This window comes from Streptomyces sp. NPDC088810, from assembly GCF_044750305.1.
Taxonomy (GTDB): Bacteria; Actinomycetota; Actinomycetes; order Streptomycetales; family Streptomycetaceae; genus Streptomyces.
Genome location: NZ_JBIVJQ010000010.1, coordinates 293746 through 311409, shown reverse-complemented (window position 1 = coordinate 311409; position 17664 = coordinate 293746). Strand labels below are relative to the sequence as shown.

Sequence of the window (17664 nt, the reverse complement as noted above, 5' to 3'; positions counted from 1 at the left end):
GGCACCACCTGCGCTGACCTGTGCTTCTTCCGTCCCGGGCGGCCACTTCGTCCTCGGCTGTCAGTGTCCGCCGCTAGCCTCTTTCGACATGTCCGCCCGTATCACCGACCCCGAGCAGCTCAAGGAGCTCCTCGGCATCCCCTTCACCCCGGAGCAGACGGCCTGCATCACCGCGCCGCCCGCCCCGCAGGTGATCGTGGCCGGCGCCGGGTCGGGCAAGACCACCGTCATGGCGGCCCGCGTGGTCTGGCTGGTCGGCACCGGCCAGGTCGCCCCCGAACAGGTCCTCGGCCTGACCTTCACCAACAAGGCCGCCGGCGAGCTGGCCGAACGCGTCCGCACGGCACTGATCAAGGCCGGCGTCACCGACCCCGACGTCATCGACCCCGACAACCCGCCGGGCGAGCCCGTCATCTCGACGTACCACGCCTTCGCCGGCCGCCTGCTCACCGACCACGGCCTGCGCATCGGCCTGGAACCCAGCTCGCGACTGCTGGCCGACGCCACCCGCTACCAGCTCGCCGCGCGCGTGCTGCGCGAGGCCCCCGGCCCGTACCCGGCGCTGACCCGCTCCTTCGCCGACCTGGTCAGCGACCTGCTCACCCTCGACTCCGAACTCGCCGAACACCTCGTCGACCCCGAGGAACTACGCGCCTGGGACGCCGGCCTGCTGCGCACCCTCGAAGGCGCCAAACTCACCAACGCCGACCTGCGCAAGGTCCCCGAGACGGCCGCGGCCCGCCGGGAACTCGCCGCCCTCGTCCAGCGCTACCGGGCCGCGAAACGGCAGCGGGACCTGCTCGACTTCGGCGACCAGATCGCCCTGTCCGCCCGCCTCGCCGGCGTCCCCGAAGTGGGCCGCCTGCTGCGCGAGGAGTTCCGCGTGGTCCTCCTGGACGAGTACCAGGACACCTCCGTCGCCCAGCGCGTCCTGCTCGCAGGCCTGTTCGGCGGCGGCACCGGCCACCCGGTGACCGCCGTCGGCGACCCCTGCCAGGCCATCTACGGCTGGCGCGGCGCCTCCGTCGCCAACCTCGACGACTTCCCCGACCACTTCGCCCACGCCGACGGCCGGCCCGCCACCCGGCAGGCGCTGAGCGAGAACCGGCGCAGCGGCGGGCGCCTGCTCGACCTCGCCAACGGCCTCGCCGGGCCCCTGCGCGCCATGCACGCGGGCGTGGAAGCCCTCCGCCCGGCCCCCGGCGCCGAGTACGACGGCACGGTCCGCTGCGCCCTGCTGCCCACCCACGCCGAGGAGATCGACTGGATCGCCGACTCCCTCGCCCACCTCGTGCGCACCGGCACGCCACCCGGCGAGATCGCCGTACTGTGCCGCACCGCCACCGACTTCGCCGAGATCCAGGGCGCCCTCGTCGCCCGCGACATCCCCGTCGAGGTCGTCGGCCTCTCCGGGCTGCTGCACCTGCCCGAGGTCGCCGACCTCGTCGCCGTCTGCGAGGTCCTGCAGGACCCCGGCGCCAACGCCTCCCTGGTGCGCCTGCTGACCGGACCGCGCTGGCGCATCGGCCCCCGCGACCTCGCCCTGCTCGGCCGCCGGGCCCGCCTGCTGGTCGCCCACGCGCGCGTGGACGACGGCGACGACCCGGACCGCCGGCTCGCCGAAGCAGTCGAGGGCGTCGACCCGTCCGAGGTCATCTCGCTCGCGGACGCCCTGGACACCTTCCTGGAAGCGCCCCTGGAGGACGGCGACGACGACGGGCTGCCGTTCTCGCCGGACGCACGCGTGCGCTTCGCCCGGCTCGCCGCCGAACTGCGCGACCTGCGCCGCTCGCTGTCCGACCCGCTGATGGACGTCCTGCACCGCGTCCTCGCCGTCACCGGCCTCGAGGTGGAGCTGTCGGCGTCCCCGCACGCGCTCGCCGCCCGCCGCCGCGAGACCCTGTCCAACTTCCTGGACATCGCCGCCTCCTTCGCCGCGAGCGACGGCGAGGCCACCCTGCTCGCCTTCCTCGGCTTCCTGCGCACCGCCGCCCAGTACGAGAAGGGCCTCGACAACGCGCTGCCCGGCGGCGAGAACACCGTCAAGGTGCTCACCGCCCACAAGTCCAAGGGCCTGGAATGGGACGTCGTGGCCGTCCCCGGACTGGTCACCGGCACCTTCCCCAGCGCGCAGGGCCGCGAGAAGTGGACCGCCCAGGCCAAGGTGCTGCCGCACGCCCTGCGCGGCGACACCGACACCCTGCCGGACGTCGACAGCTGGGACGCGCGCGGGATGAAGGCCTTCCACGAGGCCATGAAGGACCACCAGCACACCGAGGAGCTGCGCCTCGGCTACGTCACCTTCACCCGCCCCCGCTCGCTGCTGCTCGGTTCCGGCCACTGGTGGGGGCCCAGCCAGAAGAAGCCGCGCGGCCCCTCCGACTTCCTCCAGGCCCTGTACGACCACTGTGCGGCCGGGCACGGTGAGATCGAGGCATGGGCGGACGAGCCGGCCGAGGGCGAGGAGAACCCGGCCCTGCACGCGGCCGGCGCCGACCAGGTGTGGCCGCTCCCGCTGGACGCCGCCGCCCTGGCCCGCCGCCGTGCCGCCGCCGAGACCGTCCTCGCCCACCTGGACACCCTCGCCGCCCAGCCCGCCGGCCACCGCCCGGCCCTGCACGACCCCGCCGGCGACGAACACCCGGACTGGCCCGCGCCGCCGGACGACGACCCGTACGAGGAGCCGTACCCCGACCCGTACGGCGAAGAGCCTTACGAGGACTCCCCTTACGAGGACTCCCCCTACCAGGAGTCCGCCTACGAGGGCTCTCCCTCCGAGGACTCTCCCTACGAGGAGTCCGCCTACGAGGACTCCCCCTACGAGGAGGACCTGCCGCCCTACGGCGAAGCCGACGCGCCCGCCTCCGCCCCGGACACCCCCGCAGACCCGGACTCCCGGAACGCCGGCCGGCCCCTGGTCCCCCACCAGGCGCCCGCCCCCCAGCACCGCCCCGAGCCGCACCCCGCCACCGCCCCCGCCGCCCTCACCCCCGAGGAGGCCCGCACCGTCGCCTCCTGGGACCGCGACCTGGACGCGCTCACCGGAGAGCTGATGCGCGCCCGGCGCACCGTCACCGACGTCCCCCTGCCCGCCACCCTCACCGCGTCCCAGCTGCTACGGCTCGCCGAGGACCCGGACGGACTCGCACAGGAACTCGCGCGCCCCCTGCCGCGCCCCCCGCAACCGGCCGCACGCCGGGGCACCCGGTTCCACGCATGGGTGGAAACCCGCTTCGAGGAGCTGACGCTGCCCCTGCTGGAACCGGACGAGCTGCCCGGCAGCGACGCCGAGATCGCCGACGAACGCGACCTGGAAACCCTGAAAGAAGCCTTCGAACGCACCGAGTACGCCCGGCGCACCCCGTACCGGGTCGAGGCGCCCTTCCAGCTCACCCTCGCCGGCCGCGTCGTCCGGGGCCGCATCGACGCCGTCTACCGGCACGGCGACGGCGACGAGACGACGTACGAGATCGTCGACTGGAAGACCAGCCGCACCCGCACCGCCGACCCCCTCCAGCTCGCCGTGTACCGGCTCGCCTGGGCCGAGCAGCAGGGCATACCGCCCGAGTCGGTCACGGCCGCCTTCCTGTACGTACGCACCGGCGAGGTCGTACGCCCCGAGCGCCTGCCGGACCGGGCCGCACTCGAACGGCTCCTCACCGGTGAGACGGAGAGCACACACCAGGCGACCTGAGTGTGACGAACCGCCCGCCGAGGATGTCGGTGCGGGCCGATAGGCTCGGGAGCATGAGCCAGACCCCGGACAGCGCCGTCCGCACGTACATCGGGCAACACCGCGCCGCCTTCCTCGACGACCTCACCGCATGGCTGCGCATCCCCTCCGTGTCGGCCCAGCCCGACCACGCGCCCGACGTACGGCACAGCGCCGACTGGCTCGCCGCCAAGCTCAAGGAGACCGGCTTCCCCACCGCCGAGGTCTGGCAGACCCCCGGCGCCCCCGCCGTCTTCGCCGAGTGGCCCTCGGACGACCCGGACGCACCCACGGTCCTGGTCTACGGCCACCACGACGTGCAGCCCGCCGCCCGCGAGGACGGCTGGGACAGCGACCCCTTCGAACCGGTCGTCCGCGACAACCGCCTCTACGCGCGCGGGGCGGCCGACGACAAGGGCCAGGTGTTCTTCCACACACTCGGCGTCCGCGCCCACCTCGCCGCCACCGGCCGCACCACGCCGGCCGTCCACCTCAAGCTGCTGATCGAGGGCGAGGAGGAATCCGGCTCCCCGCACTTCCGGGCCCTGGTCGAGGAGCAGGCCGGACGCCTCGCCGCAGACGCCGTGATCGTCTCCGACACCGGCATGTGGTCCGAGGACACACCGACCGTGTGCACCGGCATGCGCGGCCTCGCCGAGTGCGAGATCCGGCTGTCCGGCCCCGACCAGGACATCCACTCCGGCTCCTTCGGCGGCGCCGTACCCAACCCGGCCACCGCCGCCGCCCGCCTGGTCGCCGCCCTGCACGACGAACACGCGCGCGTGGCGATCCCCGGCTTCTACGACGGCATCGTCGAGCTGACCGACCGCGAGCGCGAGCTGTTCGCCGAGCTGCCGTTCGACGAACAGCGCTGGCTGCGCACCGCCAAGTCCCACGCCACCCACGGCGAGGCCGGGCACACCACCCTGGAGCGCATCTGGGCCCGCCCCACCGCCGAGGTCAACGGCATCGGCGGCGGCTACCAGGGCCCCGGCAGCAAGACGATCATCCCGGCCACGGCCATGGTGAAGCTCTCCTTCCGGCTGGTCGCCGGCCAGGACCCCGACCACATCGAGCAGGCCGTCCGCGCCTGGGCCGCCGACCAGGTGCCCGCCGGCATCCGCTGCGAGATCGACTTCGGCTCGGCCACGCGCCCGTGCCTGACCCCGCTCGACCACCCCGCGCTGCAGTCCGTGGTCCGCGCCATGGGGCGCGCCTTCCAGGAGCCGGTCCGCTTCACCCGGGAGGGCGGCTCCGGACCCGCCGCCGACCTCCAGGAAGTCCTCGGCGCCCCCGTCCTCTTCCTGGGCATCTCCGTCCCGTCCGACGGCTGGCACGCGCCCAACGAGAAGGTCGAGCTCGACCTTCTCCTCAAGGGCGTCGAGACCAGCGCCTACCTGTGGGGTGACCTGGCCAGGAACTGGCGTACCGCACCCTGACCGGCCGGCGCCGTACGGAAGGGCAGCGCGCGCGGGGCACACTGGAAGGACCGCCCGCCCGCCCCGGCCACGCCCGGCCCGGTGCCCTCCCGCCCTACATCCCGCCGAACCGCCCGCCGAAAGATCCGCTGCACTGGGGGAGTTGGAAGCACCCGTGACCACCTGGACCGACCACACAGCCGACCGACCCATCTCGCTGACCGCCCCGAGCGGCATCGACCGCGCCGCCCACCACCGGCTGGACGAGGCCTGGCTCGCGGCGGCGTGGAGCCACCCCACGACCCGCTGTTTCGTGGTCTCCGGCGGCCAGGTGCTCATCGACGAGACCCCGGACGGCCGGACGGAACTCGTCATGACGCCGTCCTTCGAGGCCCCCCTCACCGAGGCGCACCGCTACTTCCTCGGCATCGACGAGGACGGCGTCAGCTACTTCGCGCTCCAGAAGGACTCGCTGCCCGGCCGGATCGACCAGTCCGCCCGCCCGGCGGGGCTGCGCGAGGCCGGCCTGCTGCTGTCCCCGCGCGACGCCGGACTCATGGTCCACGCGGTCGGGCTGGAGAACTGGCAGCGCACCCACCGCTTCTGCTCCCGCTGCGGCGAGCGCACGGTCATCGCGGCGGCCGGCCACATCCGCCGCTGCCCGGCCTGCGGCGCCGAGCACTACCCGCGCACCGACCCCGCCGTGATCATGGCGGTCACCGACGAGGACGACCGCATCCTGCTCGGCCGCCAGGTCCACTGGCCCGAGGGCCGCTTCTCCACACTCGCCGGATTCGTCGAGCCCGGCGAGTCCATCGAGCAGGCGGTGCGCCGCGAGGTCGCCGAGGAGGTCGGGGTCAGCGTCGGCCAGGTCGAGTACGTCGCCAGCCAGCCCTGGCCCTTCCCGTCCAGCCTCATGCTCGGTTTCATGGCCCGCGCCACCTCCACCGACATCGACGTCGACGGCGACGAGATCCACGAGGCCCGCTGGTTCTCCCGCGAGGAGCTGCACGCGGCCTTCGAGTCCGGCGAGGTGCTGCCGCCGTACGGCATCTCCATCGCGGCCCGCCTGATCGAGATGTGGTACGGCAAGCCCCTGCCGACCCGCAGCTTCGTCTGACACGGCGAACGGCGGCCCCTGAGCCCGGTGGGGACTCGGGAGCCGCCGTTCGGCGCAGCTCGGGCCTACGCGGCGAGCTTCTGCTTGACCTGGGCCAGCGACGGGTTCGTCAGCGTGGAGCCGTCCGCGAAGAGCACGGTCGGGACGGTCTGGTTTCCGCCGTTCGCCTTCTCCACGAAAGCGGCGGACTCCGGGTCCTGCTCGATGTTGATCTCGGTGTAGGCGATGCCCTCCCGGTCCATCTGGCTCTTCAGCCGCCGGCAGTAGCCACACCAAGTCGTGCTGTACATCGTGACAGTGCCCTGCATCTCTCTCGCTCTCCTCAGCCAGCTCGGAAAAGATCGTCCAAGGGGAGAACGTAAGCGACCGGCCCGCCATTCCCGACCGTGGTGTGCCCCGGCGAGTCCCCGATCAAGAGGCTGTCACCAAGAGGCCGCGATCAGGACGCCGTGATTAATACGACTGCGAGGCCCCGCCTGTGGACAACCGGCACAGCCGTCCCGGGCGACCTGGCAGCATGGCTGTGTGACAGCAGCAACGCACTCCACCCTCTTCCCGCAGGGCACCGGTGGCTCCCCGCACTCGGGCCCGCCGAGTGACGCCGACGCGGTGCTCGAAGGGCTCGACCCCGAGCAGCGCGAGGTGGCCACCGCCCTGCACGGCCCGGTGTGCGTCCTGGCCGGAGCCGGCACGGGCAAGACCCGGGCCATCACCCACCGCATCGCCTACGGAGTCCGCGCCGGCATCCTGCAGCCCTCAAGCGTGCTCGCCGTCACCTTCACCAACCGCGCCGCCGGAGAGATGCGCGGACGGCTGCGCCAACTCGGCGCCCAAGGCGTCCAGGCCCGCACCTTCCACTCCGCCGCCCTCCGCCAGCTCCAGTACTTCTGGCCGAAAGCGATCGGCGGCTCCCTGCCCCGCATCCTCGACCGCAAGATCCAACTCGTCGCCGACGCGGCCGCCGCCCTCGGCACCCGACTCGACCGCAACGAGCTGCGCGACGTGACCGCCGAGATCGAATGGTCCAAGGTCACCCAGACCGTCCCCGCCGACTACCCGTACGCGGCTGCGAAGGCCGGCCGCGAGATCCCCCGCGACCCGGCCGAGATCGCCCACCTCTACGCCGCCTACGAAGACCTCAAGCGCGACCGCGCCGTCATCGACTTCGAAGACGTCCTGCTGCTCACCGTCGCCATCCTCCAGGACCGGCACGACATCGCCGAACAGGTCCGCGCCCAGTACCAGCACTTCGTCGTGGACGAATACCAGGACGTCAGCCCGCTCCAGCAGCGACTGCTGGACCTGTGGCTCGGCGACCGTGACAACCTGTGCGTCGTCGGAGACGCCAGCCAGACCATCTACTCCTTCACGGGAGCAACGCCCGACCACCTCCTCGACTTCCGTCTCCGCCACCCCGGAGCCACCGTCGTCAAACTGGTCCGCGACTACCGCTCCACCCCCCAGGTCGTCCGCCTCGCCAACGCCCTGCTCACCCAGGCCCGAGGCCGCGCCGCCGACCAACGGCTGGAACTCGTCTCCCAGCGCCCCCCCGGCCCCGAACCCGTCTACACCGAATACACCGACGAACCCGCCGAGGCCGAAGGCGCCGCCCGCCGCATCCGCGAACTGATCGACGCCGGCGTCCCCGCCGCCGAGATCGCCGTCCTGTTCCGCACGAACTCCCAGTCCGAGACCTACGAACAGGCACTCGCCGACGCCGGCGTCCCCTATCAGCTGCGCGGCGCCGAACGCTTCTTCGACCGGCCCGAGATCCGCAAGGCCGGCATCGCCCTGCGCGGCGCGGCCCGCTTCGGCGGCAACGACTCCCTCCTCGACGACGTCGTCGACCTGCCCTCCCAAGTACGCGCCGTCCTCTCCGGCGAAGGCTGGACCAGCGAACCCCCGGCCGGCTCCGGCGCCGTCAGAGAACGCTGGGAATCCCTGGCCGCCCTCGTCAACCTCGCCCACGACATCGCCGCCGCCCGGCCCCGAGCCACCCTTGCCGACTTCGTGACGGAACTGGAGGAGCGGGCCAACGCCCAGCACGCCCCGACCGTCCAAGGTGTCACCCTCGCCTCCCTGCACGCCGCCAAGGGCCTGGAATGGGACGTCGTCTTCCTCGTCGGCATCGCCGAGGGCATGCTTCCCATCACCTACGCCCGCACCGACGAGCAGATCGAAGAGGAACGCCGCCTGCTCTACGTCGGCGTCACCCGCGCCCGGGAACGCCTCCACCTCTCCTGGGCCCTGTCCCGCTCACCCGGCGGACGCCCCAACCGCCGGCCCAGCCGGTTCCTCGACGGCCTGCGCCCCGGCACCACCCCCACCGTCGGCCACGCCGGCGCCGGCGCCAACGCCGGCGGCGGCGTCGAGCGCGGCATCTCCGGAAACGCCGCCACAACCCCCCGGCGCGTCCAGCGCACCCCGGCCCGCTGCCGGGTCTGCGGCCGCACGCTCACCGACGCGGGCGAGATGAAACTGATGCGCTGCGCCGACTGCCCCTCGGACATGGACGAAGGACTCTACGAACGGCTCAGGGAGTGGCGCGCGGTGCAGGCCGAACGCAGCGGCCAGCCGGACTTCTGCGTCTTCACCGACCGGACCCTGATGGCCATCGCCGAGGCATGCCCGGAGAGTTCCACCGAACTGGCCCGCATCCCCGGCGTCCTCAGCCGCAAGCTGCGCAGCTACGGAGCCGACGTTCTGGCCATCTGCGCAGGCCAGGAGCCCGGCCAGGACAACGACAGCGACTGATGCCAACTCGTCGAAAAAATAGTTTGCGCATGCCCCAGCAATCCCCATAGGTTCTAGGCACGGAAACAGCGGCCTTCTCGAAGGCCCGATTCCGTGTTGTACTTGCATACCGAACGGACTGGCTCACCCCAGTCCCAGAGACGCCGAGAGGAGGCGAGTCCAGTGATCAGCATCAACATCAGCACCACCGTCAGCGCGGCCAAACTGACCGATCGCTCGACCGTCTCCACGTGCATGCTCGGCGCCTCGAACCAGGGCACCGGTCTGTCCGGCATCCGTGCCGTGCGTCCGGCGTCCTCTGTTGCCCTCGCGGGTCTTCCCATCCGTGAGCGCAATGAGCGACCGACCAAGGCACTGGAAGCGGTAGCGGCACAGGCACATGCCTATGCCTTTGCGGCGGCCGGTGCCGGATTCCGGAAGCAGACGACGCAGCACCACCTGATGTGGGCCTTCCGTGGGCCAGAACCCTGGAGTGATCCAGCCTGATCGCCGATCAGGCCGGCGCCTTCAGGGCCGCGGAACCCCATCCGGGATCCGCGGCCCTTCTGTTTTCCCCGAACGGGGACGACGGAGCGAAGGGGCCTCGGGACAAGAAAAGAACCCGGTACCACGCCGACACCCGGTCAACCGGCCGGACCGACCAGACGAGGAAGACCAATCGTGCAACTCGAAGCGCACGCCCCGTCCGTACCGCCTTCGCAAACGATCCCCCCGCCCGGCCTCACGGAGGACTCCACCTTGATCCCCCTCACCGCGCTCACCGCGCTCGACGACGCCATCGAGAACCTCGGCGTACCCGTCCCCTGCCGCTCCTACGACCCGGAGGTCTTCTTCGCCGAGTCGCCGGCGGACGTGGAGTACGCCAAGTCCCTCTGCCGCACCTGCCCGCTGATGGAGGCCTGCCTCGCCGGCGCCAAGGAGCGGCGCGAGCCCTGGGGCGTCTGGGGTGGCGAGCTCTTCGTCCAGGGCGTCGTCGTCGCCCGGAAGCGGCCGCGTGGCCGCCCGCGGAAGAACCCGGTCACGGCATGAACACCGCAGGAACGATCGATCGCCCCCTCACGCACGACCCCAAGAAGCAGGCCCCGATGAAGCCGTCCACCAGCGAGCCCGCCGGCTCCGCGACCCCAGACTTCACCACCACCGGCGCGACCGATGAGCGCCAGAACAGGAACCGCGAGATGCAACTCATGCAAGAAGCCCTGGCTCGTGCGCATATGCACGAGCGACTCCATGACGCCGTGCGCGAACGCCGGGCCGTACGCCTGGCCACCGCCCGGCGGATGCAGCGCCGGGCCGAGCGCGCCTCCCTGCGCGCCCGCCGCGCGCTCGCCATGGCCGTCATGCAGTAGAGAACACACCTGAGCAGCGGTGGCCTCCCGGACCAGGGAGGCGAAGCCTCCCCGCGGGGGCCGGTCCGGCCGAACGGACCGGCCCCCGCGGTGCGTTGCGCAGGCGATCCGCCGCCCCCGGGGTTATCGTCACCGGGTGACGAGTCTTCCCGGCGGAAGTGATCAGGGCGGCTCCACCGCGGAGCGCCGCCGCCTCGTGTGTGCCCGCTGCGGCACCCCCGCCGACGGCCCCCCACCGGTCACCTGGACCTGCTCCGTGGAGAACGGCATCCGGCAGTACTTCTGCGACACGTGCTCGCGGGAGAACCTTCGGGCTATCGAGGGGCGGCTGGACTCGGCCTGGTGGTGAGAACGCTTCTCCCGGGGCCCCTCCCCCCCCCCGCCCCCGCCCCTCCCCCTCACCAACTTCCGGGCACGCCGGATCAAGCCCCCGCGGCCGACTGCTCCTCGCCCGCGTCATCCTCGGTGACGTCGTCTTCCGCCAGGCCGTCTTCGAGCACCTCTTCGAGCACGTCGTCCTCGCCCACCTCGGTCACGAAGCCCGGCAGCCACTCCTCCAGTTCCTCGCGCAGCCGTACCGTGGCGCCCAGTTGGCACAGGACCCCGATGGTGCTGAGCGTCACCCGGTGTATCAGCAGGTAGGCCGGCGGCAGGTTGAGCTGCTTGCCGAGCTGGTAGGCGGGGGAGCGGGGGTCGGCGATGCGGGCGGCCTGGCCGCGCATCCACGAACGCGTGAAGGTGAACGCCTCCACCCGGGCCGGTTCGATGATCGGCATCAGGTAGTCCAGGACCGCGTCGGGGTCCAGTGCGATGGTCTCCTTGACGAATCCCTCGGTGCGGAGCAGCTCGTAGACCGTCTCGGCGTCGCCGTCCAGCGTCATCCGCAAGGAGACGCCGATCGGGTCCGGCAGGCCGCCGGGGAGCCGGTCGACCGTGCCGAAGTCCAGGACGCCGAGGCGCCAGTCGTCCGCGCCGGCCGGGCCGCCCGGCAGCAGCCGGAAGTTGCCGGGGTGCGGGTCGGCGTGCAGCAGGCCGGTGCGGGCCGGGCCGGAGAAGAGGAAGCGGGCCAGGAGCTGGCCGGCCCGGTCGCGCTGCTCCTGGGTGCCGTCCGCGATGATCTCGGACAGCGGGATGCCGTCGATCCACTCGGTCACCAGGACCTGCTCGCACTGGTGCACCACGGCCGGGACGACCACGTCCGGGTCGTCGGCGAACTCCTCCGCGTGCGCGGTCTGGGCCTGGGCCTCGAGGCCGTAGTCCAGTTCCTCGGAGACGCGGTCCCTCAGCTCCGCGATCAGCGGCTTGATGTCCATGCCCGGGATCAGCGGGCCCAACAGCCGGGCGAAGCGGCTCAGTTGGCCGAGGTCGGAGAGGAGTGCCTCGCCGGCTCCCGGGTACTGCACCTTGACCGCAACCTCACGGCCGTCGCGCCACACCGCCCGGTGCACCTGGCCGATCGAGGCCGCGGCGGCCGGCTTCTCCTCGAACTCCTCGAACAGGTCGCGCCAGTCCGGCCCGAGCCGTTGCTCGAGGACGGCGTGCACCGTGCGGGTCGGCATCGGCGGGGCGGCGTCCTGCAGCTTGGTCAGGGCCGCGCGGTAGGGGCCGGCGACCTCCTCCGGCAGCGCCGACTCGAAGACGGACAGCGCCTGCCCGAACTTCATCGCGCCGCCCTTCAGCTCGCCGAGCACCTTGAACAGTTGCTCCGCCGTGCGCTGTTGCAGCTCGCGGCCGACGATCTCCGCGGACTCGCCCACGATCCGCTTGCCCAGCCCCCAGGTCGCCCGGCCGGCGAAGCCGAGCGGGAGCGCGGCGAGCTTGGCGGTCCGGGTGACCGCCTTCCGGGGAAGATCAGACATACGCCCTCCAGGTCCCAGTCGGCCGTGCCGCGCTCGCTTCGCGTCGCCGCTCCGCCGACGGCCGTTGCACCGCCATTGTCGCGCGCGGCTGCCCGTCGGTTGGGGAGTGCTCCCGATTACCTCGCTGCGCTGCCCCGCAGTCGCACTCAGGATGCGGCCGGACCGGCCGGGCGCGCCAGTTCAGACCGGGCAGGGACACCTCCCAGCGGGTGCCCGCGCCGGACGGTGATCCTCCGTCGAGGAAGGCCAGCGTATGGGCCGCCGCGAGTCCTGCCACCGCCGTGGCCAGGGTCAGATCGCAGGCCCCGACCCGGCGGGCCCTGCCGGACCGCCACTGGGCGACCAGCCGGGGCCAGGCCGGGTCGCGGTCGGTGCGGTCCCGGTGCAGACAGCCGGCGCACGCCGACTCGCCGGGCAGCACGAGCGGGCCGACGACTCCCGTGCCCTCCACGACACCGGCATACAGATGGGGTGTGCCGGCGGTCATGAGCGGTTCGGCAGTGAACGGGTCCGGGGCGTGCACGGCGACGTCGTCCCGCGGCGCGAAGATCACCAGGGAGAGGCCGGGGTCCTCGGCGCCGGATCCGGGGGAGTGGGCGTGCCGGGGCGGGCGGTCCGGTGCCGCGCGGCGGACGGCGGCCCGCGCCGCCGCGTCCCGGCGGTCGCCGAGCGACTCGGCGGGCAGTCCGCCCGGTGCCACGTCCCACGGTTCGACGCGGCCCACGTCGCGTACGTCGACCTCCCCGACGCCGGCGCCGGACAGGACCGATGCCAGCAGGGCGCCGACCCGGCCCGCTCCGCGGACCCGCACCCGCAGGGCGCGCCGGGCCGCGAGCCGGGCCGGTGCGCCGCCGGGCTCGGGTGTGAGGAGGGACAGCGAGGCCAGGTCGGGGCGCAGCCGCTCCAGGACGTCGGTCTTCTGGCGCAGTGCGTCCGCGGCCGGTCCGCCGCCGCGCGCGTCGTCGACCAGGCCCGCGCGGGCCAGCCGCTCGACCAGGGCGTCGACCTGGCGGGGCGGTACGTCCGCGCGGCGGCCTTCCTCGCGCAGCAGCGGCAGCCCGCGGGTGCCGTCGAGCAGGTCGAGGAAGCTGCCGGTCGCCGTGTCCATCGGACTCAGCGTGACGGCGTGCGCCGGGGTCATCCCGAACTGCACGGTGTTGCGGTCGCGCCAGCCGCGCCGCAGCGCGGGCTTCACCACCGGATGCATATGCCCCCCGTATCTGTGTCCGTCGTGTCCTGTCGTGCCTGTCGTGCCTGTCGTGTCCGTCGCCGGCGGAAGCGGTCGTGGTCCGCCGACGTCTGCCAGCATGCCCGGCCCGGGTGTCGGGTGTCGGGAGTTATCCACAGGCGGGGGATGTTTGTCATACCGATCAGGCGGGGCGAAGTGGTGCAAACCGGATGTACGGATCGGTCGTACGAATCAAACACATGGTGGGGGATCGGCGGCCGACCGTCCCCGAGCCGGGACTTTGCCCGCGCCCACCGGGTAACGTCGGGGCGTGCCCGCCGACCCACTGCACCGCGCCGGTGAACCACAGCGCAGCGCGACGAGCCAGCCGCCCGGCGGCTCGGGGGCGAGCGCGATCGAGGTCCGCAGGAGCGCCCGGCGTCGCCGGACGGTCTCCGCGTACCGCGAGGGCGATCGCACCGTCGTACTGATCCCCGCCCGGATGTCGAAGGCGGAGGAGCAGCGCTGGGTGACCGTCATGCTCGACAAACTCGCCGCCCAGGAGAGCCGCCGGGTGCTGGGCGACGCCGAGCTGGCCGAGCGTGCCGAGCGGCTGTCCGCCCAGTACTTCGACGGCCGGGCCCGGCCCGCCTCCGTGCGCTGGGTCACCAACCAGAACACCCGCTGGGGTTCGTGCACCCCGGCCGAGGGCAGCATCCGGCTCTCGCACCGCCTGCAGGGGATGCCGGAGTACGTCGTCGACTACGTCCTCTGCCACGAGCTGGCGCATCTGCTGGTGCCCGGTCACGGCCCAGGCTTCTGGCGGCTCCTGGAAGCCTATCCGCGCACCGAGCGGGCCCGCGGCTACCTCGAAGGGGTGGTCGCCGCCGCGCGGCTGCCGCACCTGCCGGGCACGCGGGACGAACGGGACTCCTGAGCGCCCCGGGCGAACGGCTGCGTCCCGGGCGAACGGCTGCGTCCCGGGCGAGCGGTCGTGGCCCACGTGAGCGGCCGGGTGCGGTTGTGTACCGGGTCTGTACCGACGACGACCCTTCGGGGCGGTTGTCGGTCTTTGCCGTTAGCCTGGCGCGACGCACTCACATTCGGGATGGGGGACGGTCGTAACGCATGGCCAGGGAATTCCAACGCGGCCACAAGGCCAGGATCAGTGACCTCACGGCGGGCACGGATCTGTACGTAGGCGTGCAGATCTCCGCCCCCGGACTGACCTTCGACATCAGCTGCTTCGGTCTGGACGCCGACGAGCGTCTCTCGGACGACCGGTACTTCGTCTTCTTCAACCAGCCGAAGTCCCCGGAGGAGTCCATCCAGCTGCTGGGTGCCCAGGCGGGTGACACGGAGTCGTTCCGGGTCACGCTCGACCGGATCCCCTCGCACATCCGCAAGCTGTCCTTCACGGCGACCCTCGACGGCGCCGGGCAGATGTCGCACATCGCTCCCGGGTACCTGCGCATCGTGGCGGGCGGCGAGGAAGTCGCGCGGTACTCCTTCAGCGGCGCGGAGTTCTCCACCGAGCGGGCCGTGATGCTCGGTGACTTCTACTTCAAGGACGGGTGGCGGTTCGCCGCTGTCGGGCAGGGCTTCGACGGCGGTCTGGAGGCGCTGCTGAAGCACTTCGGCGGCGAGGTGCTGGAGGAGGAGGCGCCCGCCGCCCCGCAGCAGCCGCAGCCCCAGCCCGGCGCGGCCCCCGGCTTCGCCCCGCCCGCCCAGACCACACCCCCGCCCGCGTTCGGCGCCCCGGCCGCCCCCGCACCGGCCCCGCAGCCCGCCCCCGCCCCGCAGGGCTTCGCCCCGCCGCCCGGCCACACCCCGCCGCCCGGTCACACGCCCCCGCCCCCGGCCCCCGCGCCGAACGTGCACGCCGCACCGACGGTCGTCGGCCCCCTGACGCCGCCCGCCGGCGGCACCGTGCCGCCGCCGGCCGCCCCGGCCCCCGCGCCCTACGGCCAGCCGCCCCAGCAGCCGTCGTACGGCGGCCAGCCCGGCGCGCCGCTGCCCCCGGGCTACGGCCAGCAGCCCGCCCCCTACGGCGGTCAGCCGACTTCGCCCATGCCCCCGGGCTACGGGCAGGTCCCCGGCCAGCAGCCCGCCGCGTACGGAGTGCCGCAGGGCGCACCCCAGGGCGCTGCCGGTGTGACGGCCGCGCTCCAGGCGTTCAAGGAGACGCCGACCGGGCAGCGCTGGACGCAGCAGAACAAGAAGCTGATCCGCGTCGACCTCGGCATCGGCGGCCAGCCCGTGCTGGCCAAGCAGGGCAGCATGGTGCTCTACCAGGGCAAGGTCGACTTCAGCTACAAGGGCGCCGGGTTCGCCGGGCGTGTCGTCGGCAACGCCACCGGCCAGGAGATGCAGCTGATGCGCTGCACCGGCCAGGGCCAGGTGTTCCTCGCGGAGAACTCCACCCACCTGCACCCGGTCGAGCTGCAGGGCGACGCGATCTGCGTGTCCGCCGAGAACGTCCTCGCCTTCGACGAGAGCCTGCAGTACGAGGTCCGCCGGATCGAGGGGCACGGCATCCCGGGCGGCGCACTGTTCACCATGCAGTTCCAGGGCACCGGCACGATCGTCGTCAAGACGCACGGCACGCCCGTGGTGCTGCCGGTCACGCCGACCACCTTCGCCGACTGCAACGCCGTCGTCGCCTGGTCGGCCGCCTCCCAGGTGATCGTCTCCAGCCAGGTCCGGATGCGCCGCAACGCCTACCCCGGCGACACCGGCGAGAGCGTCAACCTCCAGTTCCGGGGCGCGCCCGGCAACTTCATCGTCGTCCAGCCCTACGAGGTCTAAAGGGAGCCCGTCATGAACCAGCCGCTCGCGGGCTTCGCCCCCGCACCCGTCACCGCCCGCATGGAGAACCACGGCAACCACATGCTGAAGGTCGCCCTGCAGACCGGGAACGACCTCCTCGCGCGCGTGGGGTCGATGGTCGCCTACGAAGGCTTCATCCAGTACGAGCCCAACCCGCCGGCCGTCCGCCAGATCGCCCGCGACTGGATCACCGGCGAGGGCGCGCCGCTGATGAAGTGCTCCGGCGACGGCCTGCTCTACCTCGCCGACTACGGCGCGAACGTCGTCGTGATCAACCTCAACGGCGACGGCATCTCCGTCAACGCCACCAACCTCCTCGCCTTCGACGCGCACCTGACCTGGGGCGTGGAGCGTGTGAAGGGGCTCGCGAAGTTCGCCGGGCAGGGCCTGTGGAACACGAAGATCTCCGGGCAGGGCTGGGTCGCGCTGACCTCCCGGGGCAAGCCGATCGTCGTGGACTGCGGCGGCGGCGAGGACGAGACGTACGTCGACCCGGACGCGCTCGTCGCCTGGTCGCCGAACCTGAAGGTGAAGGGCAAGCGCAGTTTCAAGGCCCAGTCGCTGATCGGCCGGGGCAGCGGCGAGGCCTACCAGATGGCCTTCTCCGGCCAGGGCATCGTCGTCGTCCAGCCCAGCGAGGACAGCACCGACCGCCTCCGGTTCCGGGGCTGAGGGGGAGCCAGAACACCATGCAGAGCCCGCTTTTCGCGCACAACGACCTCCAGACCCAGGAGCGCTGGAGCCTGCAGAACGCGCAGATGCTCCGGATCACCCTGGAGGGCCACGACGACATCCTCGCCCGCAAGGGCACCATGGTCGCCTACCAGGGCCTGGTCGAGTTCGACGCCGAGTACCGCAGCAACAACCAGGCACGCGCGCGTGCACGCACCGGCGAGGGCCTGGACCTGATGCGCTGTCACGGCCAGGGCACCGTCTACCTCGCCAACCTCGCCCAGCGCGTGCACATCATGGACGTCGAGCAGGACGGGCTGACCGTCGACAGCTCCTACGTCCTCGCCATGGACTCCTCGCTGCACCACGAGGTGATCGCCGTCGACAGCCTCTACGGCATCTCCGGCTCCGGGAAGTACCAGCTCAACATCACCGGGCGCGGCAAGGTGGCCCTGATGACCTCGGGGGCGCCGCTGCTGATGCAGGTCACGCCCGACCGGTACGTCAACTGCGACGCCGACGCGATCGTGGCCTGGTCCACCGGGCTGCGCGTGCAGATGCAGGCCCAGACGCACTCCTCCGGGGTGTGGCGGCGGCGCGGCAACACCGGTGAGGGCTGGGAGCTGAGCTTCATGGGCTCCGGGTTCGCGCTCGTGCAGCCCAGCGAGCTGCTGCCGCCGCAGAACGCCGTGATCGGGCAGGGCCTGGCCGCCCAGTTCGGCATGGGCCAGCAGGGGGCGCGCGGCCAGAACCAGGGCAACGTCTGGAGCTGAGCCGGACCGA

General features: G+C 72.5%; 15 protein-coding genes. 12 read left to right on the top strand and 3 right to left on the bottom strand.

The genetic code is table 11. From position 1 onward, the window contains the following. Positions 1–88: 88 nt before the first annotated feature. From ACIP4Y_RS29300 to nudC, 3 genes are all read left to right on the top strand, one after another. On the top strand, positions 89–3694 hold the full coding sequence (locus ACIP4Y_RS29300; protein ID WP_401398729.1) for a UvrD-helicase domain-containing protein: 3606 nt from the start codon (positions 89–91) through the stop codon (positions 3692–3694). Between the two features lie 53 nt (positions 3695–3747). Beyond that, positions 3748–5151, top strand: coding sequence for a dipeptidase (locus ACIP4Y_RS29295; RefSeq protein WP_358647070.1), 1404 nt, complete (start codon positions 3748–3750; stop codon positions 5149–5151). A gap of 154 nt (positions 5152–5305) precedes the next feature. Continuing rightward, positions 5306–6250, top strand: a complete 945-nt coding sequence (nudC, locus tag ACIP4Y_RS29290; RefSeq protein WP_358647068.1) for an NAD(+) diphosphatase — start codon at positions 5306–5308, stop codon at positions 6248–6250. A 65-nt stretch (positions 6251–6315) separates the two neighbouring features. On the opposite strand, the gene ACIP4Y_RS29285 is transcribed toward nudC, so the two are convergent. Beyond that, on the bottom strand, positions 6316–6558 hold the full coding sequence (locus ACIP4Y_RS29285) for a mycoredoxin (protein WP_030338954.1): 243 nt from the start codon (positions 6556–6558) through the stop codon (positions 6316–6318). A gap of 217 nt (positions 6559–6775) precedes the next feature. Here ACIP4Y_RS29285 and ACIP4Y_RS29280 point away from each other — a divergent pair, with 217 nt between their 5' ends. From ACIP4Y_RS29280 to ACIP4Y_RS29260, 5 genes are all read left to right on the top strand, one after another. Continuing rightward, positions 6776–9004: an ATP-dependent DNA helicase UvrD2 gene (locus ACIP4Y_RS29280; protein WP_401398728.1), complete on the top strand. Its 2229-nt coding sequence runs from the start codon at positions 6776–6778 to the stop codon at positions 9002–9004. Between the two features lie 162 nt (positions 9005–9166). Continuing rightward, a complete protein-coding gene (locus tag ACIP4Y_RS29275) occupies positions 9167–9490 on the top strand; it encodes a hypothetical protein (protein WP_401398727.1) in 324 nt (107 codons plus the stop codon). Positions 9491–9664: 174 nt separating this feature from the next. Beyond that, positions 9665–10033: a WhiB family transcriptional regulator gene (locus ACIP4Y_RS29270; RefSeq protein WP_037660091.1), complete on the top strand. Its 369-nt coding sequence runs from the start codon at positions 9665–9667 to the stop codon at positions 10031–10033. Then, positions 10030–10353 carry a hypothetical protein gene (locus ACIP4Y_RS29265; RefSeq protein ID WP_401398726.1) on the top strand — a complete coding sequence of 108 codons (324 nt, stop codon included), beginning with the start codon at positions 10030–10032 and terminating at the stop codon, positions 10351–10353. Before ACIP4Y_RS29270 ends, ACIP4Y_RS29265 begins: the two co-directional genes overlap by 4 nt. A gap of 136 nt (positions 10354–10489) precedes the next feature. Then, complete coding sequence (locus ACIP4Y_RS29260) at positions 10490–10702, top strand: hypothetical protein (protein ID WP_401398725.1); 213 nt, start codon at positions 10490–10492, stop codon at positions 10700–10702. A gap of 73 nt (positions 10703–10775) precedes the next feature. On the opposite strand, the gene ACIP4Y_RS29255 is transcribed toward ACIP4Y_RS29260, so the two are convergent. Beyond that, positions 10776–12212: an ABC1 kinase family protein gene (locus ACIP4Y_RS29255; protein ID WP_401398724.1), complete on the bottom strand. Its 1437-nt coding sequence runs from the start codon at positions 12210–12212 to the stop codon at positions 10776–10778. Further along, entirely contained in the window at positions 12205–13419 is a 1215-nt protein-coding gene (locus ACIP4Y_RS29250; protein ID WP_401398723.1) for a TOMM precursor leader peptide-binding protein, read from the bottom strand. The genes ACIP4Y_RS29255 and ACIP4Y_RS29250 overlap by 8 nt, the downstream gene beginning before the upstream one ends. A gap of 292 nt (positions 13420–13711) precedes the next feature. On the opposite strand from ACIP4Y_RS29250, the gene ACIP4Y_RS29245 reads away from it, so the two are divergent. From ACIP4Y_RS29245 to ACIP4Y_RS29230, 4 genes are all read left to right on the top strand, one after another. Then, on the top strand, positions 13712–14317 hold the full coding sequence (locus tag ACIP4Y_RS29245; protein ID WP_401398722.1) for a M48 family metallopeptidase: 606 nt from the start codon (positions 13712–13714) through the stop codon (positions 14315–14317). Positions 14318–14508: 191 nt separating this feature from the next. Beyond that, positions 14509–16188: a TerD family protein gene (locus tag ACIP4Y_RS29240; RefSeq protein WP_401398721.1), complete on the top strand. Its 1680-nt coding sequence runs from the start codon at positions 14509–14511 to the stop codon at positions 16186–16188. Between the two features lie 12 nt (positions 16189–16200). Continuing rightward, on the top strand, positions 16201–16881 hold the full coding sequence (locus ACIP4Y_RS29235) for an AIM24 family protein (protein ID WP_358647760.1): 681 nt from the start codon (positions 16201–16203) through the stop codon (positions 16879–16881). 17 nt (positions 16882–16898) lie between these two features. After that, positions 16899–17654: an AIM24 family protein gene (locus ACIP4Y_RS29230; RefSeq protein WP_401398720.1), complete on the top strand. Its 756-nt coding sequence runs from the start codon at positions 16899–16901 to the stop codon at positions 17652–17654. Positions 17655–17664 lie beyond the last annotated feature (10 nt).

Bases quoted from the DNA above. Each gene is read 5' to 3' on its own strand.
- ACIP4Y_RS29250 (WP_401398723.1), bottom strand. From the start codon at position 13,419: ATGCATCCGGTGGTGAAGCCCGCGCTGCGGCGCGGCTGGCGCGACCGC.
- ACIP4Y_RS29230 (WP_401398720.1), top strand. From the start codon at position 16,899: ATGCAGAGCCCGCTTTTCGCGCACAACGACCTCCAGACCCAGGAGCGC.
- ACIP4Y_RS29300 (WP_401398729.1), top strand. From the start codon at position 89: ATGTCCGCCCGTATCACCGACCCCGAGCAGCTCAAGGAGCTCCTCGGC.
- ACIP4Y_RS29285 (WP_030338954.1), bottom strand. From the start codon at position 6,558: ATGCAGGGCACTGTCACGATGTACAGCACGACTTGGTGTGGCTACTGC.
- ACIP4Y_RS29235 (WP_358647760.1), top strand. From the start codon at position 16,201: ATGAACCAGCCGCTCGCGGGCTTCGCCCCCGCACCCGTCACCGCCCGC.
- ACIP4Y_RS29295 (WP_358647070.1), top strand. From the start codon at position 3,748: ATGAGCCAGACCCCGGACAGCGCCGTCCGCACGTACATCGGGCAACAC.
- ACIP4Y_RS29255 (WP_401398724.1), bottom strand. From the start codon at position 12,212: ATGTCTGATCTTCCCCGGAAGGCGGTCACCCGGACCGCCAAGCTCGCC.
- ACIP4Y_RS29240 (WP_401398721.1), top strand. From the start codon at position 14,509: ATGGCCAGGGAATTCCAACGCGGCCACAAGGCCAGGATCAGTGACCTC.
- ACIP4Y_RS29265 (WP_401398726.1), top strand. From the start codon at position 10,030: ATGAACACCGCAGGAACGATCGATCGCCCCCTCACGCACGACCCCAAG.